At 52.1% G+C, this 26,745-nt stretch carries 25 protein-coding genes; 15 read left to right on the top strand and 10 right to left on the bottom strand.

The window, feature by feature from the left end; translation table 11 throughout:
- Positions 1 to 167: 167 nt before the first annotated feature.
- On the top strand, positions 168 to 1,859 hold the full coding sequence (locus tag KK062_RS18370) for an amino acid permease (RefSeq protein WP_254085800.1): 1,692 nt from the start codon (positions 168 to 170) through the stop codon (positions 1,857 to 1,859).
- A gap of 89 nt (positions 1,860 to 1,948) precedes the next feature.
- Here KK062_RS18370 and KK062_RS18365 read toward each other — a convergent pair whose 3' ends face one another.
- The gene (locus tag KK062_RS18365; protein ID WP_254085799.1) at positions 1,949 to 3,079 is read right to left on the bottom strand and encodes a saccharopine dehydrogenase family protein; all 1,131 of its coding nucleotides are present in this window, start codon (positions 3,077 to 3,079) and stop codon (positions 1,949 to 1,951) included.
- 56 nt (positions 3,080 to 3,135) lie between these two features.
- Between KK062_RS18365 and KK062_RS18360 the strand changes: the two genes are divergently transcribed.
- The 4 genes from KK062_RS18360 to KK062_RS18345 all read left to right on the top strand — a co-directional run bounded on the left by KK062_RS18360 (position 3,136) and on the right by KK062_RS18345 (position 5,993).
- On the top strand, positions 3,136 to 3,651 hold the full coding sequence (locus KK062_RS18360) for a DUF4442 domain-containing protein (protein ID WP_254085798.1): 516 nt from the start codon (positions 3,136 to 3,138) through the stop codon (positions 3,649 to 3,651).
- Between the two features lie 61 nt (positions 3,652 to 3,712).
- Positions 3,713 to 4,192, top strand: coding sequence for an Mpo1 family 2-hydroxy fatty acid dioxygenase (locus tag KK062_RS18355; RefSeq protein ID WP_254085797.1), 480 nt, complete (start codon positions 3,713 to 3,715; stop codon positions 4,190 to 4,192).
- Positions 4,189 to 5,127 carry a GNAT family N-acetyltransferase gene (locus tag KK062_RS18350; protein ID WP_254085796.1) on the top strand — a complete coding sequence of 313 codons (939 nt, stop codon included), beginning with the start codon at positions 4,189 to 4,191 and terminating at the stop codon, positions 5,125 to 5,127. Before KK062_RS18355 ends, KK062_RS18350 begins: the two co-directional genes overlap by 4 nt.
- Positions 5,127 to 5,993 carry a glycosyltransferase gene (locus tag KK062_RS18345; RefSeq protein ID WP_254085795.1) on the top strand — a complete coding sequence of 289 codons (867 nt, stop codon included), beginning with the start codon at positions 5,127 to 5,129 and terminating at the stop codon, positions 5,991 to 5,993. The genes KK062_RS18350 and KK062_RS18345 overlap by 1 nt, the downstream gene beginning before the upstream one ends.
- Here the strand turns inward: KK062_RS18345 and rsgA are convergent, their stop codons facing one another.
- Both rsgA and KK062_RS18335 read right to left on the bottom strand, forming a co-directional pair.
- A complete protein-coding gene (gene rsgA, locus KK062_RS18340) occupies positions 5,994 to 6,923 on the bottom strand; it encodes a ribosome small subunit-dependent GTPase A (RefSeq protein ID WP_254085794.1) in 930 nt (309 codons plus the stop codon).
- Positions 6,920 to 8,170, bottom strand: a complete 1,251-nt coding sequence (locus tag KK062_RS18335; protein ID WP_254085793.1) for a 3-deoxy-D-manno-octulosonic acid transferase — start codon at positions 8,168 to 8,170, stop codon at positions 6,920 to 6,922. Before KK062_RS18335 ends, rsgA begins: the two co-directional genes overlap by 4 nt.
- Before the next feature lie 188 nt (positions 8,171 to 8,358).
- Between KK062_RS18335 and KK062_RS18330 the strand changes: the two genes are divergently transcribed.
- From KK062_RS18330 to KK062_RS18320, 3 genes are all read left to right on the top strand, one after another.
- Complete coding sequence (locus tag KK062_RS18330; protein WP_254085792.1) at positions 8,359 to 9,384, top strand: DUF6588 family protein; 1,026 nt, start codon at positions 8,359 to 8,361, stop codon at positions 9,382 to 9,384.
- A gap of 130 nt (positions 9,385 to 9,514) precedes the next feature.
- Positions 9,515 to 10,600, top strand: coding sequence for an MBL fold metallo-hydrolase (locus KK062_RS18325; protein ID WP_254085791.1), 1,086 nt, complete (start codon positions 9,515 to 9,517; stop codon positions 10,598 to 10,600).
- Between the two features lie 116 nt (positions 10,601 to 10,716).
- The gene (locus tag KK062_RS18320) at positions 10,717 to 11,556 is read left to right on the top strand and encodes a TerC family protein (RefSeq protein WP_254085790.1); all 840 of its coding nucleotides are present in this window, start codon (positions 10,717 to 10,719) and stop codon (positions 11,554 to 11,556) included.
- 46 nt (positions 11,557 to 11,602) lie between these two features.
- Here the strand turns inward: KK062_RS18320 and KK062_RS18315 are convergent, their stop codons facing one another.
- Both KK062_RS18315 and KK062_RS18310 read right to left on the bottom strand, forming a co-directional pair.
- Positions 11,603 to 14,008 carry a TonB-dependent receptor gene (locus KK062_RS18315; protein ID WP_254085789.1) on the bottom strand — a complete coding sequence of 802 codons (2,406 nt, stop codon included), beginning with the start codon at positions 14,006 to 14,008 and terminating at the stop codon, positions 11,603 to 11,605.
- Between the two features lie 145 nt (positions 14,009 to 14,153).
- Positions 14,154 to 15,062 carry a LytR/AlgR family response regulator transcription factor gene (locus KK062_RS18310; RefSeq protein ID WP_254085788.1) on the bottom strand — a complete coding sequence of 303 codons (909 nt, stop codon included), beginning with the start codon at positions 15,060 to 15,062 and terminating at the stop codon, positions 14,154 to 14,156.
- A 166-nt stretch (positions 15,063 to 15,228) separates the two neighbouring features.
- On the opposite strand from KK062_RS18310, the gene KK062_RS18305 reads away from it, so the two are divergent.
- Positions 15,229 to 16,242, top strand: a complete 1,014-nt coding sequence (locus KK062_RS18305) for a DUF4421 domain-containing protein (protein ID WP_254085787.1) — start codon at positions 15,229 to 15,231, stop codon at positions 16,240 to 16,242.
- 5 nt (positions 16,243 to 16,247) lie between these two features.
- Here the strand turns inward: KK062_RS18305 and KK062_RS18300 are convergent, their stop codons facing one another.
- Positions 16,248 to 17,021, bottom strand: a complete 774-nt coding sequence (locus KK062_RS18300; RefSeq protein ID WP_254085786.1) for an enoyl-CoA hydratase-related protein — start codon at positions 17,019 to 17,021, stop codon at positions 16,248 to 16,250.
- 235 nt (positions 17,022 to 17,256) lie between these two features.
- Here KK062_RS18300 and KK062_RS18295 point away from each other — a divergent pair, with 235 nt between their 5' ends.
- Entirely contained in the window at positions 17,257 to 17,736 is a 480-nt protein-coding gene (locus tag KK062_RS18295; RefSeq protein WP_254085785.1) for a low molecular weight protein-tyrosine-phosphatase, read from the top strand.
- Between the two features lie 237 nt (positions 17,737 to 17,973).
- On the opposite strand, the gene KK062_RS18290 is transcribed toward KK062_RS18295, so the two are convergent.
- Positions 17,974 to 19,215 (bottom strand): aspartate kinase, encoded by a 1,242-nt coding sequence (locus KK062_RS18290; protein WP_254085784.1) that lies wholly within the window; start codon positions 19,213 to 19,215, stop codon positions 17,974 to 17,976.
- A gap of 51 nt (positions 19,216 to 19,266) precedes the next feature.
- On the opposite strand from KK062_RS18290, the gene fbp reads away from it, so the two are divergent.
- Positions 19,267 to 20,298, top strand: coding sequence for a class 1 fructose-bisphosphatase (gene fbp / locus KK062_RS18285; protein WP_254085783.1), 1,032 nt, complete (start codon positions 19,267 to 19,269; stop codon positions 20,296 to 20,298).
- On the opposite strand, the gene KK062_RS18280 is transcribed toward fbp, so the two are convergent.
- Together KK062_RS18280 and yihA are read right to left on the bottom strand one after the other, a co-directional pair.
- Positions 20,295 to 20,726, bottom strand: coding sequence for a DUF5606 family protein (locus tag KK062_RS18280; protein ID WP_254085782.1), 432 nt, complete (start codon positions 20,724 to 20,726; stop codon positions 20,295 to 20,297). The two genes, fbp and KK062_RS18280, sit on opposite strands and share 4 nt — an antisense overlap.
- 78 nt (positions 20,727 to 20,804) lie before the next feature.
- Positions 20,805 to 21,431, bottom strand: coding sequence for a ribosome biogenesis GTP-binding protein YihA/YsxC (gene yihA / locus KK062_RS18275; protein WP_254085781.1), 627 nt, complete (start codon positions 21,429 to 21,431; stop codon positions 20,805 to 20,807).
- 190 nt (positions 21,432 to 21,621) lie between these two features.
- Between yihA and KK062_RS18270 the strand changes: the two genes are divergently transcribed.
- From KK062_RS18270 to KK062_RS18255, 4 genes are all read left to right on the top strand, one after another.
- Complete coding sequence (locus tag KK062_RS18270; protein ID WP_254085780.1) at positions 21,622 to 23,823, top strand: OmpA family protein; 2,202 nt, start codon at positions 21,622 to 21,624, stop codon at positions 23,821 to 23,823.
- Between the two features lie 63 nt (positions 23,824 to 23,886).
- Positions 23,887 to 24,609: a bifunctional demethylmenaquinone methyltransferase/2-methoxy-6-polyprenyl-1,4-benzoquinol methylase UbiE gene (gene ubiE, locus KK062_RS18265; protein ID WP_254085779.1), complete on the top strand. Its 723-nt coding sequence runs from the start codon at positions 23,887 to 23,889 to the stop codon at positions 24,607 to 24,609.
- Complete coding sequence (gene porT / locus KK062_RS18260; protein WP_254085778.1) at positions 24,558 to 25,310, top strand: type IX secretion/gliding motility protein PorT/SprT; 753 nt, start codon at positions 24,558 to 24,560, stop codon at positions 25,308 to 25,310. The genes ubiE and porT overlap by 52 nt, the downstream gene beginning before the upstream one ends.
- Before the next feature lie 14 nt (positions 25,311 to 25,324).
- Positions 25,325 to 26,080, top strand: coding sequence for an SDR family NAD(P)-dependent oxidoreductase (locus KK062_RS18255; RefSeq protein WP_254085777.1), 756 nt, complete (start codon positions 25,325 to 25,327; stop codon positions 26,078 to 26,080).
- Here the strand turns inward: KK062_RS18255 and KK062_RS18250 are convergent.
- On the bottom strand, positions 26,077 to 26,730 hold the full coding sequence (locus KK062_RS18250) for an alpha/beta hydrolase (RefSeq protein WP_254085776.1): 654 nt from the start codon (positions 26,728 to 26,730) through the stop codon (positions 26,077 to 26,079). The genes KK062_RS18255 and KK062_RS18250 overlap by 4 nt on opposite strands.
- Positions 26,731 to 26,745 lie beyond the last annotated feature (15 nt).

Genomic DNA, 26,745 nt, shown 5'->3' with positions numbered 1-26,745 from the left:
AAAAAAATTATCACGCCTTAAAATAAAGTAAAAATACTGACACCTATCCTACCGCCGGTAACTTTCGGACTTAATGGGCAGCGTGGCAAATGTTCGGAAACGGGCAAACCTGTAATGCTGATCAATTTTTGCTATTTTGAGCCCTACTTAACCCTAAACTGAACTGAATGTCAAAATCTCTATTCCGCAAAAAGTCGCTGACGACTATTGCGCAGGACGCCGAGCGGGGTGTCGACGACGGCCATGGCGGCAAAGGCCTGCGTAGAGTGCTGTCGGTGCGCGATCTGACTTTTATGGGCATTGCTGCCGTAGTCGGAGCGGGTATATTTTCAACGATCGGCACGGCAGCGTCTAACGGGGGGCCGGGTATATCGTTGTTATTTGTCTTTACCGCCATCACCTGTGGATTTTCTGCCCTTTGTTATGCAGAGTTTGCGAGCCGCGTGCCGATTTCCGGCAGCGCCTATACCTATGCGTATGTTTCCTTCGGCGAGATCATTGCCTGGATCATCGGCTGGGCGCTGATCCTGGAATACGCCATCGGCAATATTGTCGTGTCTATTTCGTGGAGCAGCTATTTCAACCACTTGCTTGAAGCGGCCGGCATTCACCTGCCGGGTTGGTTGACCATCGACCCCACCACGGCCAAGCTCGCCTACGAAACCACGAAGCAGCAGCTGAGCAGCGGTGTTGCCATGACGCCCAATATGCAGTCGGTCATCACGGCTTACGAGAGCGCCCCGGTCGTTGCCGGCAAAACGATCTTTGTGAACTTGCCTGCCGGTATCATCATCGTTCTCATCACCTGGCTCACTTATATAGGAATCAAGGAAAGTAAGAAGAGCGCCAATTATATGGTGATCTTTAAGATTGCCGTCGTGCTGTTTGTCATCGTCTTTGGATTCATTTATGCCAAGCCTTCGTATTGGTCACCATTCCTGCCGAACGGTTTTGCGGGGGTACTAAAGGGGGTGTCGGCTGTGTTTTATGCGTATATCGGCTTCGATGCGATCTCCACCACCGCTGAAGAATGTAAGGACCCCAAACGCGATCTGCCGCGGGGTATGATCTACTCGTTGGTAATCTGCACCGTATTATACATTTTAGTGGCGCTGGCCCTGACGGGCATGGTGCATTATTCTGAATTGAACGTAAACGATCCGCTGGCCTTTGTATTTGAGCGCGTAGGGCAGGAGTGGATCAGCTATATCATCGCCATTAGCGCAGTCGTGGCGACTACCAGCGTGTTGCTGGTCTTTGCGTTGGGCCAGCCCCGGATCTGGATGAGCATGAGCCGCGACGGCTTGTTGCCTAAGGCTTTTGCCAAAGTGCACCCCCGCTACCAAACACCACACTTTTCGACGATCGTAACCGGTTTCCTGGTAGCCATCCCGTCGCTTTTTATGCAAAGCTCGCTCATGACCGACCTGACCAGCATTGGTACCCTGTTTGCCTTTGTACTGGTATCGGGCGGTGTGCTGATGCTGCCGCGCCTGGATAGTGCGACGCGGTCGGGCTTTAAGCTGCCCTATGTCAATGGCCGGTTTATTGTGCCGGTGCTGTTCGTGGCGTTTATATACCTGTTCCTGGATCGCATCCAGACGGACCTGGCTAACCCTACCGCTAGCTTGCAAGAGGCGCTTTTCCTGGTATATGTGCTGGTGGCAACTGTCATCACGGTGCTGACGGTCGTAAAAAGCTATTCGCTTATCCCGGTGCTGGGTATGCTGTGCTGCGCGTACTTATTAATTGAGATCCCGGCGGTTTCCTGGGAATGGTTTTTTGTATGGATGGCGATCGGTTTGGTGATCTACTTTAGCTATGGCTATTGGAAGAGCCGGCTGGCGCCGAAAGCTTAGTGTCAAGACGCTCGTTCTGAAAACAATATTAAAAGGTCCGTTCTTCGTGAAGAGGAATGGACTTTTTTATTATTACAGCTGGCTACGATCTATTCCTTCACGGTAAGCGCATACTGCACGCCGCGGGCGGCCAGATGATCGCGTATATACTTAAAATTATACTCCTCTTCTCCTAAATACTCCGGGGGGGAAATGCCGCGACGGGTAAACTTTCCATCCAATACCAATTGTACAGCCGCCGTGCAGGTATACCCCGTGGTGCGCGCCATGGACAATGTGCCGGTAGCCCGATCGGTGCGGTCCAGTAAGTTATATTCATACGTCACGGAGAGCCCTTCTTCCATGCCTTTCACGCGAATGCGCATAACGGTAAACTCTTCTTCTCCTGGCTTGAGCTTCCATTGTGGAAATAGTAGCTGCGCCGTTACGTCTAGCGGCCGTATGCGCATGCCGTTTACGTCGATCTCTTCCTTGGAAAAAAATCCGCTGTCGCGGAGCATGCGCAGGTATTCGATGCAGCCGGGGTAACGCAGGGTTTTTTCGATCATGTCGGGAATACCCTGCATGGTATGGATGAGTGTGCGCAGGCCGTCGCTGTTCCAGGACTCGAGGGTGCCGACGCCGGGGAAGTGAATAAGCTCGGCATCAGACAGCGCCTCGCGCACGACGATGGCGCCGTTTTGTACATAGCGTGCCGGGCGGGTATATTCTTCGATAACGTCGATGGGGGAGAATACGGCCTTATATTCATAGGGCCACTCGCGCACGCTGGGCAGGCCGCCGACGAGGCATTCGTAGGATTGTACCTGCATGCGCGGGCGGTGATAGCCCAGGATGATATTGCCCATGCCGGGGGCGACGCCGCAGTCGGTGATGATGGTGACGTTTTGACGGCGGGCAAGATCGTCGAGGAGGAAGGGGTCTTCGGGAAAGAATGAGATGTCCACCATGTTCCTGCCGGCTTCGATTACCGTGCGTGCGGTTTGAAAACCCATGAAGCCGGGTACGGCGCCGACCACCAGGTCGAACGGTTGTACCAGTGCGTGGAGCAGGTCGAGGTCGCTCAGGTCGGCCTGGCAGGTTTTTACGCCATGTTTCGCCAGTGCGCCGAGTGCCTCGGGGCGGACGTCGGCCGAGGTAACATTATAGGTCTTGGCCAGGTCGATGGCAATGGCATTGCCCACCAACCCCGCGCCCAGTACAAGGACTTTCTTTTTCATAGAAGTAAGGTAAGGAGAAATTACATACCTTGGCTAACCACAGAAATGCTACCGCTATGTTTGACCCGAATAAGATTGTCGCCAAAGCCCAGCACTCCGGCTTTTACCGCTGGCTGCTGAACAAGTCGTTAGACCGGATGATACCCTTTAACAGACCTCACGGTTTTCAGGTCATAGACATTGGTGATTACCATCTCAAAACACGGCTGCCGTACCGGCGCCGTAACCAGAACCACATTCGCGGACTGCACGCTTGTGCCCTGGCGACTGTTTCGGAATTTACGACGGGCTTTCTGCTGGTGAGCCGCCTCGACAGCCGCAAGTATCGCATCATTATGCAACGCCTGGAAATGGACTATCATTATCAAGGCAAGATGGACGCTACGGCGGTGTTTGAAATTTCGGAGGCGTGGTTGCAAGAGCAGATCTACGAACCGTTGCGCACGCAGGAGGCGGTGGTAATACCCTGCGAAGTAAAGATCCACGACGAGGCGGGCAATCACCTGACGACAGGCAAAGTGTTTTGGCAGATCAAAGACTGGCAGCGTGTACGCACCAAGGTCAGCGCCTGAAAAACCGGTATGTTTTACGTTCGTTTTTAAGTACATTACTTTGCCCTAAACCCCTTTGTGTATGCGCAAGATCGATTATCTATTTACCGAATATGGCGAGAGTCACCAGGACGCCACCAACAAAACCATTCACTGGATTTGTGTACCGGCAATCTTTTTTAGCATCGTCGGGCTGATCGCCTCCATTCCCGCGACGCCGGTGCAGCAATTCCTCGGCGAAGGCAACGTCTACGCGCACTGGGGGACCGTGCTGCTCATTCCCGTGATTGTTTATTACGTGACGTTGTCGATCCCCCTGAGCATCGGCATGATGTTGTTCAGTGCCGCTTGCCTGGCGCTGGTGAACGTGATTATACGACTAAACGTCGGACCGCTGTGGGCGGTATGTATAGGTATATTTGTGCTGGCCTGGGTCGGGCAATTTTACGGTCATAAGATCGAAGGCAAAAAGCCGTCGTTTCTAAAAGACATACAGTTTCTGCTGATCGGACCGGCGTGGCTGATGCACTTCATTTATAAAAAGATCGGTATTCCGTATTGAGCTCTGTCATATTTTCAACAGGAGCATGGCCCGTAGGCTATCATCCTGATTATACGATATCCCTCTATAATCAACCGGGGCACGTGGCTTTGCAAGGTGGTCAGGTGTGGCGGAGCTTTTTTATGCTGCACGAAAAACGTCGCCAATTGCTGGCTGTGTTCCAGGTGTGTATTGACAATGGCGTAGGCAAGAGCCCGTTGCGCGCGCCGTATGGTGGCATTGAATGTTCCTCGCGGGTGTCGCCTACACAGCTGTTTGATTTCATTTCTTTTATTGAATCCAGCCTGCGTGCCGAAGGCGTTACACAACTGACGCTGAAGAGCGCACCGCAAGGATATTGGCCGCACACATCGGCTTTACTGCACACATTCCTCATCAACCAGGGGTACCGGGTAGTGCATGCCGAAGCGACGGCGTTGATCGAGGTGGAGAAGTCCGGGGAGCGGTCATTGCATGCGTGGGAGCGGCGTAAGCTACGACAGGCGGCCGCGGCCGGGTTGGAGGTTGATGTCTTACCGGCGGAGCAGTTGCCGGAGCTCTATACTTTCATTGCCACCTGTCGTCAGAAGAAAGGGTATGCGCTCTCACTCTCCCGGGAAGAAGTATTAAAAGCTGCCGCGCGTTTTCCGGAGGCTTATGTGTTATTTGGTGTGTACCAGGACAAGAAACTCATCGCAGGCGCGTTGTCTGTGCGGGTAAGCGACGACGTGCTGTATAATTTTTATTCTGACCACGACGCGGCATACGATGCGCTTAGCCCCGTGGTAATGCTTATCGACGGTATGTATCAGTACTGCGTTCGGCAGGGCATCGCGTTGCTGGACCTGGGCACCTCGGCCTTAGGGGATGTACCCAACTTTGGTCTATTGGAATTTAAGCTCCGGTTGGGAGGGGCGCCTTCGCCTAAGTTTACATTTACCAAATCGTTGTCGTGATGCAGTCCGCACGTGTTTCCATCATCTGTTTGTGTCACAACCACGCCCGGTTTGTAGAAGAAGCGATCGACTCGGCGCTGCAACAGACCTATGACAATATCGAGCTGATTGTAGTGGACGATGCGAGTCAGGACAATAGCGTCGCCGTGATTCGCGAGAAGCTGCGTTCCATGCCCGAGGTAGTCTTTATACCGCTGACGGAAAATATCGGCAACTGCCGTGCTTTCAACCGGGGGTTGGCGCATGCCACCGGCGATTACATCATTGATCTGGCGGCGGACGATGTGCTGTTATCCGGGCGTGTGGCCGATGGGGTAAAAGCGCTGCAAGCGCACGGCGTGACCTATGGCCTGAACTTTACCGATGCCGAATGGATCGATGCCTCCGGCAACCTGTTGTATTTGCATTCTCAGCGCTTTCCGCATGCCAGGGTGCCGCAGGGCGATGTATACTTACCATTGATTACGCGGTATTTCATTTGTTCCCCGTCTATGATGTTTACCCGATTGCTGATCGACAGCCTCGGCGGGTATGATGAGTCGTTGTCTTATGAAGATTTTGATTTGTGGATGCGCGGATCCCGTGCCTTTCGATTTTGTTACATTCCCCAGGCGTTGGTGCGCAAGCGGGTAGTGACGGGTTCGTTGGCTGAAAAACAATTTACGCGTAACGATCGTCAACGGTATAGCACCTATCGTGTCTGTGAGAAAATACTGGAGATGAACCGCACGCGTGCGGAGCAGCGAGCGCTGCACCAGCGTATTGGCTATGAAATGAAGCAATGTTTGAAAGTACTGGATGTAGGGCTGGTGTTTCGGTATATGCGCTTGCGTCGTAGAAACCGCGCGCAACATTATCCCGGTTGATTATTTTCGATTGTCTTCGCCCAACAACATGCCCAGGTAATTCTGATAGCGGCTGGGCGCGATGGCGCCGCTTTGTACGGCGTCGATCACGGCACACTTTGGCTCGCTTACATGGATGCAGCGCGCTCCGAATTTACAGTCCAGCCGACGGTCGCGCATTTCGGGGAAATAGTCCGAAAGCTCCTGTCGTTGAGTATCCACGAGGCCCCATTCCTTTACACCCGGAGTGTCGATCACAAAGGTGCGCTCGTCGAGTTGAAACATTTCGGCGAAGGTTGTGGTATGCGTACCCTTTTCGGAAGAGGACGAGATATCTCCTACGGTTTGCTCGATGTGCGGCGCGAGCTTGTTCAGCAGTGTAGACTTGCCTACGCCGGAGTGGCCAGCAATCAGGGTGATCTTATTTTGTAACACGTGTTGTACTGCATCGGCCGATTCCTCACGCGCCGACAACGAGAAACACGTAACGCCCAACGAAGTATATAAAGCGATCAGCTGTTGTGTCAATTCCGACTCCTCGGGCAGAAGCAGGTCTTTCTTGTTAAAAACAATTACCTGTGGGATGCGAAACGCTTCGGCGCTGACCAGAAAGCGGTCGATAAATCCCAACGATGTACGTGGCATGGCCAGCGTGACTACCAGCAAGGCCTGGTCGACATTGGCCGCCAGTATATGCGAGTGCCCGGTCTTTTTAACCGACTGTCGCAGGATGTGGTTGGTGCGGGGAAGTATTTCGGTGATGGAGCCGATTTCGTGCTCGGGGTCGAAGGCTACATGGTCGCCCACCGCGACTGGGTTTGTTTCTTTGATGCCTTCCAGGCGGATCTTACCGCGCACGCGGCAGTTATAGTGCCGGCCGTCGGGTGCGAGCACGTCGTAGAACGAGCCCGTGGAGCGCATGACGGTGCCGTTGAGCCGCTGGGTGCTCATGCGGGGCGAATCTTGGAAGTGGTGACGACGTAATCGATAATCATGCGGGTAGCGCCCAGGTTTTCTTCTACATATTGCCGCGTCACTTCGCAGGCCAGTAGAAAATTCTCGGGTATGTTGAGCATTTCGTATTTCGCTTTGAAGTCGGGGTAGTCGGATATTTCAAATGCACCGCCGCGGTTGATGAGGTCGACAGCCTCCTGGAATTTTTCATAGTTGCGGTTGCCAAAAAAGATCGGCACACCATAACAAGCGGCTTCCAGTATGTTGTGGAGGCCTTTGCCAAACGCGCCGCCTACATACGCAAACTCGCCATAGCGATACAGACGCGACAGCATACCGACATTGTCGATGATCAACACCCGGGCTTCTTCGAGGTCGGGCGTCTGGGCTGCCCGTGAGTACCGCACGGAGCGTACCTGCAGTGATCGCTCCAGGATGACGAGGGAAGACTCGTTGATCTCGTGTGGCGCAATGATAAACTTTAGCCGGTCTTCGTTGATGAAGGGAATCAGCACGTCCAGGTCTTCCGTCCAGGAGCTGCCGACGACCAATACTTTCTGATCGGCTTTAAAGCTTTTGGCAATGGCGATCTCTTCTGCCTGTTGCACGACCTGGTACACGCGGTCGAACCGGGTATCGCCGGCGCGCTTCACATGGTGAATGCCGATGCTTTGCAGCAGTCGAACGGACTCGTCGTTTTGTACAAAAAAGAAGGAGAATTGTTTCAGGATATTGCGGTAGAACCCGCCGTATGATTGAAAAAACAGTTGGTCCTGGCGGAAGATGGCCGACACCGACAGCAACGGAATGTTGCTTTTGCGTAGGGTGCGTGCGAAATGATGCCAGAATTCATACTTCACAAAGATGGCCAGATCGGGTTTTACCAGGGATAAAAAACGACGTGCATTGGCTGCTGTATCGAGGGGCATGTAGCATACATAGTCGGCCTTGTCATAATTTTTGCGCACCTCATAGCCCGAGGGTGAGAAAAATGTCAACAGCACGCGTACATCGGGAAAGCGCTCTTTCAGCGCTTCAATGAGGGGCCGGCCCTGCTCAAACTCACCGAGGGACGCACAGTGGATCCAGACCACGAATCCCGGCTGGTGTTGAAAGCGTGCTGCCAGCTCGTGAAAGACCCTTTTCCGCCCTTGCGCAAAGGCTTTGGCTTTGGGATGAAAGAGCGCCGCTATGCGTACCCCTACGCCTAACAGGAAAATCGCCAGATTATACAGTACAATCATGTCGCCGCAAAATTAACACGATGCCTGATACCATAAGTGTTGTTGCGTACGATTTGCGTTAAAACCTTACATGCAGCGCTATATTCATCATTTTTTTACATGCTGGTTTTCAGGGAGTTTACCTAAATGGGTAATTTCGAATGAATGTGCATTGTTTAAGCTCTTTAATTTAAAACTTCCTAACCATCATGAAATTTTTACGATTGGCGGCATTGGCAGGTATGTTGACGTTCACCGCGACAACGGCTACCTATGCTCAAGACGACATTGACAAACTGATCCGTGAGAATGCTGCGGACGGCGAGAAGCTTGTAAGCGGCTACATCGCGCCCTTTATGAAGAGCTTTGCGCTGGGCTTGAACTCGGGTTGGTACAACACCGCCAAGCCTCACAAGCTCATTGGCATCGACCTGACGATCACGGTAAGCGCTATGCGCATTCCCAACAAGGAGATGTTCTACACGGTACCGACCAACCTTACCAGCATTGAATTAGTCAATGGTGGTACAGCAAGTCCTGCCGGCCAGGCCCCGACTATTATCGGTCCCGATCAGGCCCCCGTATATCGTGTGAAAGGCACCGGTGAAACCTTTGAAGGTCCGGAAGGTCTTAATCTGAAAGAGGAGATCGGTAAGAACTGGGTACCCACTCCGATGGTGCACCTGGGTATTGGTCTGCCGAAAAGCACTGACCTCAAGATTCGCTTTATGCCTGAGGTAGACCTGGGCGATGACGGTAGTGCGAACATGTTCGGTATCGGCGTGATGCACGACCTCAAACAATGGCTGCCGGGCTTTAAAGTGATTCCGTTCGATCTGTCGGCTTTTGTAGGCTATACGCACCTGAAGCTGCAGTATGCTTACGTACCGGACGACATCCAGACAGAAAACGCTGCTGCCGAAATGGTGATGAACGCTACTACCATCCAGGGCGTTATCTCTAAGAAATTCTCCGTCATAACCCTGTACGGCGGCCTGGGCTATAACATCGTAAAGTCTAACATTGGCGTAAAAGGTAAGTGGGACTTGAATGACAACGGCACCTACGAAACAAACTTCCGCGAGATCAACCCAGTCAACATCGACTTCAAAACTTCTGGCCCTCGTGCCACGGCCGGTTTCCGTCTGAAGCTGGCGGTAATCACCCTGCATGCGGACTACACGCTGCAAAAGTACAATGCCCTCACGGTAGGGTTTGGTATCAACGTGCGGTAATCGTTACCGACACCGTTTTGGAAAGGCAATGTTCGCTACGATCATTGCCTTTTCTTTTTTATACCGGTTTTCGGGTACAATAAACCGTTGTTACGACCGACTTAGGAGTATGAAACTTTTTCGGAAGATTATGATGATTACGCTCTTTGTTGTTGTGGCCCTGGTGGTGACTGTCTTTCTGTTTATGCAACAACCGTCGTTTGGCAAGTTGCCGTCGGGTGAACGACTGGCCCGGATCGAGCGCTCGCCGCAATACAAGAAGGATCATTTCGAAAATATACTGCCCACGGCCATGATGGCCGACGACGTTTCGTATCCCGACATGCTGAAGAAGTTCTTCTTCGCCACCGACCCCTTGCGCGAGCCCGACCATGTGTTGCCTGCCGTTAAGACCGATTTGCGTGCGCTCGGCGGACAGGAGCCGGTCATCGTTTGGTTCGGGCACTCATCATACTTCCTGCGCATCGACGGCAAGAACATCCTGGTCGATCCTGTCTTTAGCAAACGCGCATCGCCAGTGCAGTATGCAGGTTCTGAACAATTTCCCGGCACCGAGATCTATAGTGCCGACGACTTTCCCGACATCGACCTGATGATCATCACACACGATCACTACGATCACCTGGACTACGGCACGATTAAAAAAATGCACACGCGTACCAAATCGATCTACACTTCGCTGGGCGTTGGCAGCCATCTGGCCTATTGGGGTGTATCGGAAAGTAAGATCCACGAGTTGGATTGGTGGGAGCAGGCAACCGCGTTGCCGGGTATTGAGCTGACGGCTACGCCTGCGCGCCACTTCTCCGGCAGAGGCTTTATACGGAACAAGACGTTGTGGTCGTCGTTTGTATTGAAGACATCCGGGCACAAGATCTTTTTGGGAGGCGACTCGGGGTATGACGCTTCGTTTAAGAAGATCGGCGATACGTTTGGCCCGTTCGACCTGGCGTTGCTGGAGTCGGGGCAGTACGATAAGCAATGGCCTTTTATACATATGATGCCGGAGGAGACGGTGCTGGCGGCGAAGGACCTGCAAGCGAAGGTGCTGATGCCGGTGCATTGGGGGAAGTTCAGACTGGCGTTGCATCCCTGGAATGAGCCAATCGATCGCGTGACAGCGAAGGCTGCGGCAGACGGATTGCCGATTACGACGCCGCGGATTGGAGAGCCGATTGTGATCGGTGGGCCGTACCCGCAGGCGAAGTGGTGGTAGCTGTTGGTGTGGAGTATCTTGCTCAAAAACATAGGCGCTTCTTTTTCGTTGTATGGTTATAGCCGACGGTGGTGTCGGCTTGATCTTTTACGTGGAGGAGATAACACTTCTCGCCCATGGAACATCTTTTCACTGCCGAAGGGCTTGTCAGCCTGTTGACCCTTACATTCCTGGAGATCATACTGGGAATCGACAACGTCGTTTTCATTTCCATTCTCACAGGTAAGCTACCTCCTGAACTGCAAAACAAGGCCCGGCTTACGGGCATCGGTCTGGCATTGGGCGCGCGCATCGTGTTGCTACTGGGCGTGAGCTGGCTCATCGGGCTACAGGAACCTGTGTTAACGCTCGGTACATTCAACCTCAGTTATCGCGATCTTATTCTTATATCCGGTGGTTTATTTCTCATCGGTAAAAGTGTTTCCGAGCTGCATGGCAAGCTGGAGGGGACAAACTCCCCGGCCCGCAAAAACAAGATTATGACCTTCCGCGGCGCCATCGTACAAATCGTACTCATCGACCTTATCTTTTCTTTTGACTCGATCCTCACGGCCATTGGCCTGGTGGAGAATGTTGTGATCATTATCATTGCCGTCGTGATAGCGCTTGGTATCATGTTGTTTTTTGCACGCGTCATTAGCGACTTTATCAATAAACATCCCACAATGAAGCTGCTGGCATTGGCTTTTTTGCTTATGATCGGTACGTTACTTGTCGTGGAAGCATTGCATGTGCACGTTCCGCGCGGGTATATATACTTTTCCATGGCATTTGCTTTAGGGATCGAGCTGTTGAATATGAAGATCCGGAAAAAAGCCGGTGTACCCCCGGTGCCCTTGCATGAAGAAGTGACCTTGCCTAAAAAGGTATCGGCCCGCAACACCATTCGTAAAGGCTGGGGCGAAAAGTTTCCGAAGGAAGATGTGGAGGCGGAAGATCAACCACAAATGCCATAAACCAGTGTGAGTGTGGAGAGGGAGAACTGTCCACACTCACACCTGGTTAGAATGTGTACCGTAGAAACGGTACCGGGAAAAATGCTTGTTGATACTGCGTCACGACCGTGTTCGTGCGCGGATTATAGCTCTGATCGAATATGTTTTTGTTGTTGGTCAGGTTTTGGAGGTCCATTGATATTTCCAGCGTGCTCCTTGTATATTCTTTACGGTAGGAGAGGCGCAGGTCAGTACGGAAGTACGGATCTTGTTGCTCGCTGTAGGCCAATTCGGGGCGGTATATCGTGCGGCCCATCTGTTGTGATTTTTCGACGTTAATCGGCACCAGGTATTTGCCACCGATGGCTGTGAGCTTGAGGTTGAGCGAGAAGAAGTTTTTGTTCTTTCCTACACGCCACTCTTTGCCGGCCAGGGCATTTATTACATACTGTGTGTTAAAGGCTGTATTACGTTCGACGCCGTCGCTGCCTTCATATTTGGAATCAAACAACGAGGTGGTGAGCAAGAAATAATAGTTACGATGAAAGAATCGCTCTACCGTAAGCTCTATGCCATAGTTGTGTCCTTTGCCGTTGTTGACGAGGCTGTCTTCTTCCTCCGCTGCGAAGCTCATGCCGGCGTTGAGCGCCGAATAGGAACTTGACTTGCGCTCAACCGGTATATTACGCAGGGATTGATAGTACCCCTCGGCTTTAACGCGCAGGTGCTCGGTTACATTCCAATCGTAGGTCAGCACCAGGTGTTGGCTGGTGGTAAAGTCGAGGTCTTTGTTGGTGAGGCTCACTTCGCCCGATGGTGTGCGGGTTTGTGTAAAGCTGGTGGTAATGTTCTGCGCCTGGTTATGCAGCCCATAGCCGAGGCTGACGGTGTGTCGCGGGTTGATGATGTATTGTACGCTGGCGCGGGGCTCGACAACGGCTTGCTCGTTGAGTGAGTAGTATTGCGCGTGTACACCGAGGTTCATCGAGAGGCTGGTGCCGAAGCGGTGCTTCCAGTTGCTATAGGCCTGGTATAGTGTGGCGTTGTCCTGTGCGTTCATGCGTACCGTGTCGCGGCCCAGGTTGGCATATGCGTTGCGTAAGAAGAGATCGAAGTGTTGGGCGTCGATGTAAAAGCCTGATACGATGCTGTTGCGGGAATTGATCTTGGTCCGGGCGAGCACATTAAAAGAGTACTTCTGTGTGTTCATATCGGCCTGCCCGCGGAGGTACCGTTCGCTGACTTCATTTTCTGCGTTTCGCACCAGCGAGTCGGCATGAAATTTTTCTTGTGTGGCACTGGCACCCGCGGTGAAGCGTATAAAGGTGCGTTCGGTGAGGCTTTTCTCGTAGCTGATGCCGGCAATGCCGGTGCGGTAACGCGGGTAGGAGTCTATGTTCTCGCTACCGTATAGATCGGCATCGCCGTCGAGGTCGGCTTCGCTGCCGAGCAGATCGATTTCGCTCACGCCGCCCAGACCAAAGATGGACCATTTGCCGCCGTTGCGTGTGGGCAGGGTGACTTTAAAATTCAGATCCTGGTAGAGGGGGGTGCTGGAGCCTGTGCCGAACTCGATGCCCAACGATTGAAATACACCGAGTGTTGAATAGCGATAGTTCGCTATATAGGACGCACCATTCTTGCCAATCGGTCCTTCGGCACCCACTTCAAAACCGTTGAAGCCTATCTGCCCGAGAAACTCGCGTTTCTCATTGTTGCCATCGCGTAAGCGCAGATCAAAGACACCGGCCGTGGCGTTGCCATATTGTGCTGTAAAAGCGCCGGTCATAAAATCAGACTTGTCGAGGTTGTTGTTGTTCAACATGCTGACAGGACCGCCCGTGGAGACCAACGCACCAAAGTGGTTGGGGTTGGGAATGTTTAGTCCCTCGAGTTGCCACAGCATGCCGGTGGGGGAGTTGCCGCGTACAACGATATCGTTGCGCGAGTCGTTGCCACCGACTACACCGGCGAAGTTTGCAGCCATGCGCGAAGGGTCGCCAATGGCGCCGGCATAACGTTTGGTGTCGTCGACGTTAAAGGATCGCGCGCTCACCACGGCCATGTCGTTGTTGGTGGCGGTCTTGTCCTCGCGGGTAGTGCCGGTAATAACGATCTCGTTCAGTTGGTTTACGCTTTCGGTGAGGGTTACGTTCAGGATTACTTCTTTGCCGGCGGTGACAATCGTGTTTGGAATAGATTGTTCCTCATAACCGATGTAGGTAATGCGCACTGTATGCCGACCGACGGGTACCTTGTCTATGCGGAACTGGCCGTTGGCATCCGTCACGGCGCCAAATGTTTTCTGGTCGGCAGTGAGAATGGTTATGCTTACACCTATCAGCACCGTGTTGCTGACGCCGTCGGAGATTTTGCCCCGAATCGTTTGCGTAGACTGTGCGACCAGCGGGAATGTGAGGCACGTGTACGCCACGATTAGCAGGATAAGGAAGGATAGCTTGGTTGGTTTCATAGAAGCGCTTAAGGGATTTAGTTATCGTGCTTTTTTAGACGAAAATGTTGCACGATACTGTATGCCCGGGCGCGTGAATGGCGTGAACGGAGCGAAATACGTTGCGGGTAACAACGCGTGGGGTGAATGGTAAAGCGTCTGGGGACTAGTACAACTCGATCATGTCGCGCAGCTGCTTGAGCTTGCCGATCACTTCCTTGCCTTTGGACCGTGACACCGGCACCGAGAAGCTGGTGTCGCGGATGCTGAGCTTGTACCCATTGGTGTTGCCACTGATATGATCGATGGCGTAGATGTTTACAATGAAGGAGCGGTGGCAACGCAATGCAAACGAGTTATTGAGCTGCGTTTCCATATTCTTCAGGTTGATCCGTAAAATCTTCTTTTCGACGCCGTTGCCGTTCTTCCAAACAACGGTGGAGTAATTGTCGTCCGCCTCTACATATAAAAGATCAGGTAGGTTTAGTGTAAGTGTCTCGCGCGTATCAGAAGAAATGGTGACGTGGTGAGATTCCGTGTCCAGGTTCGTTTCTTCTTTTCGTTCTTCTTTCAACGTGCGGATGCGTTCAAGCTCTTGATTGGCGCGGATGGCGCTGCGTAGGTTTTCCTTTAAGACGTACGTTCGGAGGATCATCGTCCCAACACCGACGGGGACGATGCCAAACGTAACAATGCGTGGATACGTGGCGAGAATAGCCTCACCCAGACCGATGGGCTCATGATGCAGATGCAATACATGTTTGACGATGGCAATGGCGGGGCCGCAAAGAATGAGCTGCCAGACTGTAAACACCAGGTACTTGCCGAGCGTCCACTGCAAGGCGTCAAAGGGGGCCGGTAAAAGCTTGGGTAATAATACAATGTGGCTGAAGAGCACCAGGAACACCACGGTGCCGATGACCAATACCTTGTGTCCCGCTTGTCTGCACGCGGGATCGAAGGCGATCATGGTTGCGACTAATACGAGTGAGATGCCCAAGGTGAGGATCGTGTTCTTCCGATCGTCGTTCAGGTAGTAGGGGCAGGGCGAATTGAGTTGCTGCAGCAGTACCATAGCCGGGAAATTGTAGGGTTGAAGGTAAAAGATTTAATCGTCAATGCCCCCGCAAAGGTTGGGGTGAACGACGAATTGTTGTGAAAAACGCGTTTTGGGGTGAATGACTAATGAAGGGGTACGGTTTTTTTACGCGTGTAGCCGGCCTCGATAACATGCCTTGCGCTTGAAAACAAGACTACTCCTGCTGTTTTTCCTGTTTGGTTCGCTGTGGGCGAATGCCCAGACCCAGCCTCAGACCGAGAACGACCCGACGTACTACGTGTCGTACGCGCAGTACATTACGGGACGCTTTTATTTTTCACGCAAATACACCTCATTCGACCTCCGTTCGCTGGACGAGGGGCTAAGCGTGCAGTACCGCCCCAACACCACGCTTAACATGGGCGTCGGGGCCACGTACAAGTGGGCAACGCTCAACCTGGCGTATGGCTTCCCCTTCCTGAATCCTACGGGCAATCGCGGGAAGACACGCTACCTCGACCTGCAGGTGCACAATTACGGCCGGAAAATCGTTGTCGACCTCTTCGGACAATTTTATCGCGGCTTCTACCTGAACAATGAATCGCTCCGCAAGGATGATGGTACCTATTATCAGCGCCCCGACATGCTGGTACAGATGGTCGGTGCGTCCGGGCTATATCTGTTCAATCATCGGCGCTTTTCGTACCGCGCGTCGTTTTTGCAAAACGAATGGCAAAAGCGGTCTGCCGGTTCACTATTATTAGGATGGGAGATCTTTGTCGGACGCGGCAAAGCCGACAGTAGTTTTATACCGTCGCCGATGAACGACGCGGCAAATATTTATGTAGATCGTGTTAGTTTTGTCGAAACGGGGCCAAGCATTGGGTATGCGTACACCTTTGTTTTTAAAAAACATTTCTTTATTACCGGCTCGACCAACGTAAGTCTGGACTATGGTAAGAACCTGATCTATACCGATCGTGGTGTCGAGCATTCCGAATCGTTTAGCCCGAACTCGCTGGCGCGTCTTTTTGCCGGATATAACTCTGCGAAGTGGGCACTAAGCTTTACGTTTGTGCACCAGGTAGCGCGCGTGTCGTCTAATCGGGATGCACTAGCCACTTCGTTGAACACGGGCAACCTTCGTTTCAACACCGTCTACCGCTTTGTGCCCAACCGCAAGACCCGGAAGGTGCTCAAGGAAGTGATTAAATAACAACCTTATTTTCCCCGATAGGAGGGTGCGCGCTTTTCTATAAAAGCTTGCATACCTTCCTTCTGATCTTCACAGGCAAATGTGAGATAAAAGTTTTTGCGTTCGAAATGAAGGCCTTCGTCGAGATGTGTTTCAAACGAACGATTGACGGCCTCTTTCGCCAGCCGCGTGGCCACGGGTGCCATAGCGGCTATCTCGCCGGCGAGCTTCACTGCCTCCTGCAAATACATTTCCACGGGCACTATCTTATTGACCAATCTGTAGAACAATGCTTCTTCTGCCGATAAAAAGCGGCCCGTGAGTACGAGCTCCATGGCCTTGGCTTTGCCGATGGCTTTGGTGAGACGTTGTGTGCCGCCGGCACCAGGCATGACGCCGATCTTGATTTCGGGTTGTCCGAAGCGCGCGGTCTCGGACGCAATGATCATATCACACGTCATGGCCAGCTCGCAGCCGCCACCCAATGCAAAGCCGGACACAGCGGCGATGAGAGGTTTGTGGGTTTTGCGAATCTGATCCCACGTACTGAACTGGTCGGTGATGAGCATATCAACCGCAGTCTTGTCGGCCATCTGGCGAATGTCGGCGCCAGCGGCGAAGGCCTGGTCGTTGCCGGTGAGAACAATCGCGCGCACGGCGTCGTCGCGATCCAATTGCTGGAGACTGTCGCGCAATTCTTGCATGAGTTGTAAATTGAGCGCATTGAGCTCTTTCGGACGCTGCAGACGAACAAGCGCGACGGCGGGAGCATATTGGGAGTGGACCTCGATAAATTCCATACGGGTTTGGGTTTTGCGGAGTTTGCGGTGCTAAACCGGATTACGGACGAACCGGGAAGGAAATTAATATAAAAAGAGAAAAGCCCGCTTTTAAGGGCGGGCTTTTCAAACCAAAAGGCAGTACTAAAAGTGTGCTATGCGTATATAAATACCACGTGTGAGCCTTTTGTAACCCTACGTGCATTATTTTTACACGGATCGGCCCTGTCAGTCGCCGTGGCCCCTAAATAGCGCGATGAAACGTAAAAAAGTATTGTTTGTTTGCTTAGGCAATATTTGCCGCTCACCCCTGGCCGAGGCCATTTTTAAGCATAAGATCAAGGGGACAGTCCTGGAACAACGAGTAGAGGCCGATTCGTGCGGCACTTCCAATTACCATATAGGCAGCTCGCCAGATCATCGCACGATTGCCAATGCTGAAAAAAACGGTGTCGCGATCAGCCACGCCGGCCGACAGTTGTGCAATGCCGACTTTTCTGACTATGACTACATTCTGGCGATGGACAATAGCAATCATCAAAATATTCTGCGGGTGGAGGGCTCCAAAGGTTATGAGGCCAAGGTGCAGCTGATGCGCAATTTTGATCCGCATGGGAAGGGGCACGAGGTGCCGGATCCTTATTATGGCGGGGAAGCAGGGTTTCAGGAGGTTTTTGATATCCTGGACAGGTCGATGGGTGTGTTTATTGAGGAGTTGAAGAAGGATTTGGCATAGTTGCGTGGGGCCTCTTTTGGGGGAGATTAAGGGGGGATGTCTCTGAGTTGAGTCAGTGTATAGTCTGAGTATAGCCAGCGATGAGTCAGTGCTAAAGGGACTGGGATATTACCCGTTTACTTTTGGCTTATTTACGGCGACCCCGGCAGTCTGAAGACTGGCATTAGACAGGCACAAGTCGCCCTCCCTTCGGTCGGAAGACTTGCGCCAGCACGCCGCCATATCGCAAACGCGTTGTTAACGCACCAATACTTGCAGGGTGGAGCGTGATGATTGCTCTAACAGCACGTTTGGCTTATTTCTATACGTATCGAATGTCTGCTTGTCGTAGTTTTTTACGGTGATCAGCGTCAAGCCAGTATTGTAGTATACTTCGAAGTGTTCCTGCAGCTTGCGGATCAGGCTTAGGATTTTGCTTTCGCGGAAGTCGAGGCAGAAGGAGAAAGAGATCGCGGAGTTTTGTATGACGTTTACACGAAGGTCGAGCTCAGAGAGCGCGTTAAAGATCAGGCTTAGCTGCTGCTCGTTGATGAAGGTATAGTCTGTTACGCGGCACGATACCAGGCACTGGTTTTCTTTGAATACAATCAGTGGAGGCAGGTTCTCGATTTTGCAGGCGTGAATGCGTGTGCCGGGGAGTGATGGGTCGGTGAAGTTTTTTACCAGTAAGGGAATGTTGGCATTCGCCAGGGGCTTGATGGTCTTTGGGTGAATGACGTTGGCGCCGTAGTAGGTCATTTCTGCGGCTTCCTGAAAGGGTAGTTCTTCAAACACCACGGCGGCGGGCAGGCGCTTCGGGTCGGCGTTCATGACGCCCGGCACGTCTTTCCAGATGGTGACGGCGGCGGCATGCAGGCATGAGGCGAAGATGGCGGCTGAGAAGTCAGAGCCTTCGCGGCCCAGGGTGAGGGTGAGACCGTCAGACGAGCGGCCAATGAAGCCCTGGGTAATGATGACGTGGTCGGCCAGGATGGGGGGCAGGTTGGCGATATTGCCTTCGGTCCGGGGCCAATCGATCTTGCCTTCGCGGAAGGTTCGGTCGGTGGCAATGCACGTGCGGGCGTCGAGCCAATGCGCCGGGCAAGACTGGCTGAGGAGGTAGTGGTGTACGACGACGGAGGAGATCACTTCGCCACCGGATACCACCTGGTCGTAGACCTGGTCGTATTCGCCGGGGCTGTTCAGCTCTTTGCGAAGTGAAGTGAAAAGTGCGTCAACGGCGGCAAACACCGGGTGGTTTTCGGTGAAAAGCTCGCGCATTACCTGGAGGTGGTAGTCGTGCAAGGAGTCAAGCTCGGATGACGGGTCCTGGTTCTTTTGCGCCAGCGCCACGGCCCGTTCCAGGGCGTTGGTGGTTTTGCCCATGGCCGAGACCACGACAAGCAGGTTGCTGGCTGCCTTTGAAGCGACAATGTTAGCGACGTTGCGAATCCCGGCGGCATCTTTTAAGGATGCCCCACCAAATTTAAAAACCTCCATTCTGATCAACTAAATCGTTTGCGTAATTACCTTTACTGTAAAAAATAAGGCATGCAAAGATCACCTAATAATGCTAACACACCAAGCATTGAATCTTCAAGAATTGCAGTTTCGATCGGTACGACCCTCGACCGATTCATCAAAAATAACCAGGACCAGTTTGCGTATGCCAGTGGCGAGCTTTCGCAACTGCTGCGTGACATCGCCCTCGCTTCTAAAGTCGTGAATCGCGAGGTAAATAAGGCGGGCCTGATCGACATTATGGGCGCGGTGGGTTCACAAAACACCGCCGGCGACGACCAGCAGAAGCTCGACGTGCTGGCTAACATCCGCTTTACGCGGGCACTGACAAAAGGAGGAGAGGCCGGCGCGCTGGTGTCGGAGGAGATGGATAGCTTTATTGATCTGAGTAACGACGGCAAGTATGTCATTGCCATTGACCCCCTTGATGGTTCCTCTAATATCGACGTTAATGTTTCGATCGGTACGATCTTTTCTGTCTACCGTCGGAAGAGCCCGGTGGGAACACCCATTCAAGAAGAAGACGTTTTGCAGACGGGTGATGAGCAAGTGGCGGCCGGCTATGTTCTTTACGGCTCTTCCACGATGCTGGTTTATACTACCGGCCACGGTGTGAATGGCTTTACGTATGAGCCTACGTTGGGTGAATATTTTCTGTCACATCCCGACATGCGCATGCCCATGGACGGAAAGATATATTCGGTTAACGAAGGTTCCGCCAATTCATTTTCGGAGCCTATGAAAGCCTACTTACAATATTGCAAAGACCAGCGCTACACCGCGCGGTATATTGGGTCATTGGTGGCAGACTTTCACCGCAATATGTTAAAGGGGGGTATTTATATCTATCCGGCGACAGCCAAAGATCCGAAGGGAAAGCTGCGGTTGATCTATGAGTGCAACGCGCTTGCGTTTGTAGCTGAGCAAGCCGGCGGTGCCGCCACGAATGGACGTGAACGTATCCTCAGCCTTACGCCGGAGACATTGCACCAGCGTACGGCCTTCTACGTAGGGTCGCAAAAGATGGTAGAGAAAGCGGGCGAGATGGAAGAAGCGTCTTAAGAAGCCGCTTTTTCTTCGGTGCTTGTTTCGGCGGCGGTCAGAATTTCCGGTGCGAATTTCTGAATCAGCTCATACCACTTGATGAGCTTCTTGATGTCTGAAACATATACACGGCTTTCGTCGAACTCGGGCAGCACCGATTTGAGGAAGGCCTTAAGCTCCGTTCCGTCGGCATTGTTGTCTACGCCCGGGTCGGTGCCGTATTCCGTATGGATCTTTTTCAGCACGCCTTCCAGCGCTACGGTGCCTTCTTTGGTGGTAGTATAGATCGAGATTTCGTTGAGCAGGGACAGACGGTGGTTGGCGTTTGCGACCAACTTGGTCTTGGTTTCGTCTAATGATTCGAGGATGACACCAGATTTGGTTGGGGCCAGTACTTTGTACAGTCCTCCTTTTCCGGAGATGGTCGCTAATTCGGCTAAAGTCATACGGGAGTTTTCAGAGTCTAGGCGGCAAAGCTAACGAAAGGATTGAAAAGTCCACATGTCGTGCATGAGCTTTGCACACTACTCTTCCAGATCCTCTGAAGTTGTTTCCTCCCTGCGTTCGATGGCTTCCTGAATAAAACTGAGTACGTCTTCGCGGCCCAATTTGGTTTCGGCAGAGGTCACCAGTAGGGGAGGCGTTTCGTCCCACTCTTCCAACAATGCCTTTTCAAACTTGCGGATGTTTTTATTGAGGTCGTTTTTATTCAATTTATCGGACTTCGTGAAAATAATGGCCAGTGGCACACCCTTGCCGCCTGCCCAATGGATGAAGCTCAGGTCATTTTTTTGGGGCTCCAACCGGGAATCTATCAGCACAAACAGACACGAAATGTTTTCACGCTTGGCGACATATTCTTCGATCATGCGGCCAAAACCCTCGCGGGTACTTTTGCTCACGCTGGCGTATCCATAGCCGGGTAAGTCGACCAGGTACCAGGATTCGTTGATAAGGAAGTGGTTGATTGTTTGTGTTTTACCAGGCTTAACGGAGGTCTTGGCCAGTTTTTTCTGATTCGTGAGTGCGTTAATGAGGGAAGATTTTCCCACGTTCGAGCGGCCGATGAAGGCAAATTCAGGTTTGTCGGGAGCAGGGCATTTGCGGATATCGGCATAACTGGAAATAAACGTGGCGGAATTAATCTTCATCTGTTAAAGTAATAATTGAAGGGCAAATTACTAATAATGTAAGAACCGTGTAGTTTATGATTTATGATTTCTGTTTATAATCCCCATTTTTTAGTATCTTGGGGTACATTTTTATCATACCTTTAAGGTCAAAAATTTTTTAGCGATGTCCAGTATCCGAAGTGTACTGATTTTTTTAGCTTTTTTATTGGTGCTTTTTATCCCCGGTTTTAGTCAGCAAGATCCTAAGGAGACGGCACGGGAGTATATGGAAGTTGCAGAGGGCATGATTGCTGAAACGAAAGCGATCGACGATGCCCGTGGCCTGATGGTCACCGCAGCCGACCTGGATACCACCTTTATCAAAGCCAACTTTGAAGCCGGCCGTTTACAGCTGTTGACTATCGGCAAAAACCTGGCAGTGAAATACTTCAAGCGCGTTATGCGCCAGGACCCGGCGTACCGGTTTGACATCGAATACCTCATCGGCAAAAGCTACCAGTATGGTGAGAACTTCGACATGGCGATTTATTATTACAATGTTTATAAGGACAAGCTCAACAAAAAATCCAACTACCAGGGCAAAGACAAAGTAGACATGGCGACCGTAGACCGGGCCATCTATGAATGTCAGAACGGTAGAGAGTTTGTCGCCAATCCGCAGAACTTTTCGATTGTCAACATTGGCCGCGAGATCAACTCTGAATATGAAGACTATGCTCCGGTTTTTAGCGAAACGGAAGACGAAATAGTTTTCACCACCCGCCGCCGTGAAGACAACCTGAACCAAAACGTGTTTGACGATAACAAACCCTGGGAAGATATTTTCTTTTCTACTAAAAAAGAGGGTAAGTGGGCGTTTGCAAAAAACATTGGCGAGCCGGTGAACACACCGTACCATGACTCTAACCTCTCGCTTTCCGCGAATGGTAACACGCTGTTCATTTTTAAAGACGATGGTGGTGGTGACATCTACTTCAGTGAGCGCGCCAACGGCGTATGGAGCCCGCCTGCGCCGCTACCGGGTATCATTAACTCGAGCTTCGAAGAAAAATCGATCTCCATGTCTGCCGATGAGAAGACGCTGTACTTCTCCAGCAACCGCCCCGGTGGCTATGGCGGCCTGGATATATACCGTGCTACCAAAGACAGCAAGGGTGCCTGGTCGAATGTAAAGAACCTCGGTCCGAAGATCAATACGGAGCTTGATGACGACGGTCCATTCATCGATTACGACGGAATCACGCTATATTTCAGTAGTCGTGGCCGCAAGGGCATGGGCGGATTTGACGTATTCCGGGCGACGTTCGACCCTGCGGCGAATGAATGGAGCGAACCTGAAAACCTGGGCTATCCCATCAACACACCGGACGACGATGTATTCTTTGTGGCGTCGAAAGACGGTAAGCGGGCGTACTACTCTTCGATTCGGGAAGACGGTATGGGCTACCTCGATATTTATGTGATCACCATCCCCGATGGTTTGAAGAACCTGGCATCGAAGACTTCGCCGACGACGGCTAAGGAACCGGATGCGATTAAAGAACCGGCCATCGACCCGAGCACTGTCGCACGTAACGACCAAACGACCACAACACCTGATCCGACGACTACAACGCCGCCGGTGACGATTCCTCCTGTCACCACGAAAGAACCGGTAACAACCGGCGATCCTGCAAAGACGGACCCGAGCAAAACTCCACCGACGAAGGAGCCGGTAAAAACAGAGCCGAAGCAAGAGCCTGTTAAGACCGAGCCGAAAGTAGCACCGGTGAAGAAAGAAACCATTCCGCTGAAATACGAGGTGACGGTAGTCGATTCAGAAAACAAGACACCGCTGAATGCCAAAATAAAATTGGTGGGGGCGAAAGACAATGTCATAGTTCCTTTGACCAACAATGGTAACGGGGTGTATACCTTCTCGGTGAAGAGCCAGCAACCGAAAGACTACCGCTTGTCGGTGGATGCTGACGGTTACATTTTCGTGAACGAGAATGTGCGCATCGGCGGTGCATCGACCGATGAAAAGACTGTGGGCCGGACTATCCAGTTGCGGAAGATCAGCGTGGGGGCTACATCCATTCTGCGTAATCTGTACTTTGATTTTGACAAAGCCACGTTCGAAACGGGATCATACACCGAGCTGAACAAGCTTGAGGCGATGATGCGCTCGAACCCGGATATGCAGGTAGAGATTGGCGGCCATACCGACGCTATCGGTACCAAGGCTTACAACCTGTTCCTGTCGCGCAAGCGCGCCGAGGCTGTTAAAGACTACCTGACCAAAAAGGGCATTGATGCACGCCGTATCAAAGCGACGGGTTATGGCAAGTCTAAGCCGCTGGCCAGCAACGACGATGAGGATGAGGGTCGTGAGCTGAACCGCCGCGTCGAGTTTACAGTGCTTAAATAAGCGCTGGACAGCCTGCGGTGATTCCCGTAAAACCCCCTACCTTCGCGGCGAGGGATCACCGCCATGACAGTCGTTCCATACAAAGAACAAAACACCGGCAAAAAGGAGCAGGTGGCCAGGATGTTTGACAACATCAGCCACCGGTACGACTTTTTGAATCATTTTCTCAGCATGGGCATCGACCGTGCATGGCGCCGCAAGGCCGTGAACCTGCTCAAGGCCCAAAAACCCCGCCACATCCTCGACGTGGCCACCGGTACCGGCGATTTTGCTATTCAGGCGCTGGACCTCAACCCCGAAAAGATTACAGGGGTCGACATTTCCGAAGGTATGCTGGAAGTAGGTCGCAAAAAGCTGCGCGATCGTAAACTAGATCAGAAGATCACGTTGCTGAAGGGCGATTCTGAAAACCTGCCTTTTGAAGACGCATCGTTCGATGCTGTCACCGTGGCGTTTGGTGTGCGCAATTTTGAAAACCTGGAACGGGGATTACAGGAAATCTACCGCGTATTACGGCCAAATGGCCAGATCGTGGTGCTGGAGTTCTCGCGCCCCCGTAAATTTCCCTTCAAGCAGGTATACCATTTTTACTTTCGGTTCGTTTTGCCTAAAATAGGGAGCGTGGTTTCGAGTGATAAGTCCGCCTATACTTACCTGCCTGAGTCTGTAGCGGCTTTTCCGGATGGAGAGGACTTTGTTCGCATCTTAACCACCCTCGGATTTAAACAGACACAATGCAGATCTCTCACTTTTGGAATAAGCTCTATATACACAGGCACAAAGTAGGCGTTGTCTTTGTCCTACTGTTATTGTGCGGCGGTGCTGCAGCACAAACAACGATGGGCAAGCGGTCACGCTGGGCGTCGCGCAACAATCCTAATTACGACAACCGTAAGCTTACCTATGGCTTCCTCATCGGGATCCATAGCGCTGCGTTCAAGGTAAAATATTCCGATCGGTTTGTTTCACAGCAGTTTGATTCGGTACACTCGGTTATACCCGGGTGGTCGGGTGGTTTCTCGCTGGGCTTTATTGTTAACTACCGCCTGGACGACCAGGTAGACATACGGCTCACGCCCAAGGTAGGGTTTTATGAAAACAAGGTGAGCTACCTCTATACCGACAAGACTCCACGGGAAGATCTGTTGCTGGAAAGTACCATGGTTGAGTTTCCGATACTGTTGAAGTATAAATCACAACGCCGGGGCAATATCCGGATGTATATGATTGGTGGTGTCACACCTGCCATTGAAGCGTCGGGTAAGAAGAATGGTAAAAACGGAGAGTCGCTGGAGATCACCAACAGCAATCTGAGCCTGGAGGGCGGTTTCGGCTTCGACTTGTATTACCCGCTGTTCAAGTTCTCGCCGGAGATCCGTTTTTCACATGGCCTGTTCAATATCCTCGACAACAAGGACAATATTTACGGGCAGCCGTTGAAAAGCGTAACGACCAATTCTGTTACGGTATATTTCCTGTTCCAATAGTTTAGTCTTTGCATATGCAGAAAAGAATAGCTCTCATCACGGGTGCGACATCCGGCATTGGCGAGGCCACGGCCCGGTTGCTGGCTGCCCACAACTTCGACATCATTCTTTGCGGCCGTCGCCGCGAGCGGCTGGAAACGCTACAGCAGGAGCTGGCCGCGCAAACAAAAGTAACGACGCTGTCTTTTGATGTGCGCGAGCATGCCGATGTACAACGCGCGATTGCCTCGCTGCCGGTGGAGTGGAAGAACATCGACGTGCTTGTAAACAACGCGGGCAATGCGCACGGCCTTGATCCGATACAAACCGGGAGCCTGGCCGACTGGGATGCTATGATTGACATCAATGTAAAAGGGTTGCTGTATGTATCGAAAGAAGTGATTCCTGTGATGACGAGCCGTCAGTTGGGGCACATTATCAACCTGGGGTCTATTGCCGGGAAGGAAGTGTATCCGAACGGTAATGTATACTGTGCAAGCAAGTTTGCGGTTGATGCGTTGACCCGCGGCATGCGGATGGACTTAAATGCTTACGGTATTAAAGTGACGTCTATTAACCCAGGTCTGGTGGAAACGGAGTTTTCACTGGTGCGCTTTAAAGGCGATGAATCAAAAGCGTCGGCGCCCTATCAAGGTATGACACCGCTGCAGGGTACTGATATTGCCGATATCATTCTGTATGTATTGCAGGCGCCGCCGCATGTGGTATTGGCGGATATTACGGTGTTCCCTACGGCGCAGGCCAGTAGTACACAAGTGAAGCGCGGTTAGAAAAGTTGGGGCAATGTGGCTTCGTGGATATCGTGGCCACCATCAAAGGTCAGTCTGCGGGGTGTGACGTGTAACCGGGCCGAGAGCGTTTCCATTTCCGCAAAGCGTTCGTCGGTTAGAAATGGGTCAGCCGTACCGTGTACTAATACCAACTCCTTATCTTTTAATACTTCGCGCCCTGTTTCCAGTTCCATATCGGGAGGGAAAATTCCCGCCCAGAGAATGAGCCGGTGAAATTGAACCTGGCCGTTGATGGCCCAGCGTGTAGCCGTCGCGGCCCCCTGCGAAAATCCGAGAATGGTTATTTGTAACGAATGGGTAGGAGGGATCTCTTGCTGGTAGACGGCATTTAAGTACTGTATATAATTGCCGATGTCCATGAGGCGGTTTTCGCGCGTCATCCACGAAGCGCCTACGCGGTTGTTGCCGCTCTGCATGCGGGCGGTGACGTCTTCGAGGTAAAAGCGAGAGAGGGCTTCGGGCGCGATGACGCAGATGCCGGCGTCTTCGAGTGTGCGGAATTTGCGGATGAAATATTGGGCGAGTTGGCCGTAGCCATGCAGGACGAACCATAGGTGTTTGGTTTCGGGCGTGATGATGCCGAGTTTTTGGTACCGGGCGCGGGCGGTGAAGGATACTTCGTGCTGCATGGGTGAAGATACGAA

It is taken from the genome of Dawidia cretensis, assembly GCF_018598175.1.
GTDB lineage: Bacteria > Bacteroidota > Bacteroidia > Cytophagales > Cyclobacteriaceae > Ohtaekwangia > Ohtaekwangia cretensis.
Note: the sequence above shows the minus strand (reverse complement) of the source record. Positions and strands in the feature narration are given on the sequence as shown.

Excerpts from the sequence above, each read along its gene's own strand:
- KK062_RS18370 (WP_254085800.1), top strand. The coding sequence starts at position 168 with ATGTCAAAATCTCTATTCCGCAAAAAGTCGCTGACGACTATTGCGCAG.
- KK062_RS18365 (WP_254085799.1), bottom strand. The coding sequence starts at position 3,079 with ATGAAAAAGAAAGTCCTTGTACTGGGCGCGGGGTTGGTGGGCAATGCC.
- KK062_RS18360 (WP_254085798.1), top strand. The coding sequence starts at position 3,136 with ATGTTTGACCCGAATAAGATTGTCGCCAAAGCCCAGCACTCCGGCTTT.
- KK062_RS18355 (WP_254085797.1), top strand. The coding sequence starts at position 3,713 with ATGCGCAAGATCGATTATCTATTTACCGAATATGGCGAGAGTCACCAG.
- KK062_RS18345 (WP_254085795.1), top strand. The coding sequence starts at position 5,127 with ATGCAGTCCGCACGTGTTTCCATCATCTGTTTGTGTCACAACCACGCC.
- rsgA (WP_254085794.1), bottom strand. The coding sequence starts at position 6,923 with ATGAGCACCCAGCGGCTCAACGGCACCGTCATGCGCTCCACGGGCTCG.
- KK062_RS18335 (WP_254085793.1), bottom strand. The coding sequence starts at position 8,170 with ATGATTGTACTGTATAATCTGGCGATTTTCCTGTTAGGCGTAGGGGTA.
- KK062_RS18330 (WP_254085792.1), top strand. The coding sequence starts at position 8,359 with ATGAAATTTTTACGATTGGCGGCATTGGCAGGTATGTTGACGTTCACC.
- KK062_RS18325 (WP_254085791.1), top strand. The coding sequence starts at position 9,515 with ATGATGATTACGCTCTTTGTTGTTGTGGCCCTGGTGGTGACTGTCTTT.
- KK062_RS18320 (WP_254085790.1), top strand. The coding sequence starts at position 10,717 with ATGGAACATCTTTTCACTGCCGAAGGGCTTGTCAGCCTGTTGACCCTT.
- KK062_RS18315 (WP_254085789.1), bottom strand. The coding sequence starts at position 14,008 with ATGAAACCAACCAAGCTATCCTTCCTTATCCTGCTAATCGTGGCGTAC.
- KK062_RS18310 (WP_254085788.1), bottom strand. The coding sequence starts at position 15,062 with ATGGTACTGCTGCAGCAACTCAATTCGCCCTGCCCCTACTACCTGAAC.
- KK062_RS18300 (WP_254085786.1), bottom strand. The coding sequence starts at position 17,021 with ATGGAATTTATCGAGGTCCACTCCCAATATGCTCCCGCCGTCGCGCTT.
- KK062_RS18295 (WP_254085785.1), top strand. The coding sequence starts at position 17,257 with ATGAAACGTAAAAAAGTATTGTTTGTTTGCTTAGGCAATATTTGCCGC.
- KK062_RS18290 (WP_254085784.1), bottom strand. The coding sequence starts at position 19,215 with ATGGAGGTTTTTAAATTTGGTGGGGCATCCTTAAAAGATGCCGCCGGG.
- fbp (WP_254085783.1), top strand. The coding sequence starts at position 19,267 with ATGCAAAGATCACCTAATAATGCTAACACACCAAGCATTGAATCTTCA.
- KK062_RS18280 (WP_254085782.1), bottom strand. The coding sequence starts at position 20,726 with ATGACTTTAGCCGAATTAGCGACCATCTCCGGAAAAGGAGGACTGTAC.
- yihA (WP_254085781.1), bottom strand. The coding sequence starts at position 21,431 with ATGAAGATTAATTCCGCCACGTTTATTTCCAGTTATGCCGATATCCGC.
- ubiE (WP_254085779.1), top strand. The coding sequence starts at position 23,887 with ATGACAGTCGTTCCATACAAAGAACAAAACACCGGCAAAAAGGAGCAG.
- porT (WP_254085778.1), top strand. The coding sequence starts at position 24,558 with ATGCAGATCTCTCACTTTTGGAATAAGCTCTATATACACAGGCACAAA.
- KK062_RS18255 (WP_254085777.1), top strand. The coding sequence starts at position 25,325 with ATGCAGAAAAGAATAGCTCTCATCACGGGTGCGACATCCGGCATTGGC.
- KK062_RS18250 (WP_254085776.1), bottom strand. The coding sequence starts at position 26,730 with ATGCAGCACGAAGTATCCTTCACCGCCCGCGCCCGGTACCAAAAACTC.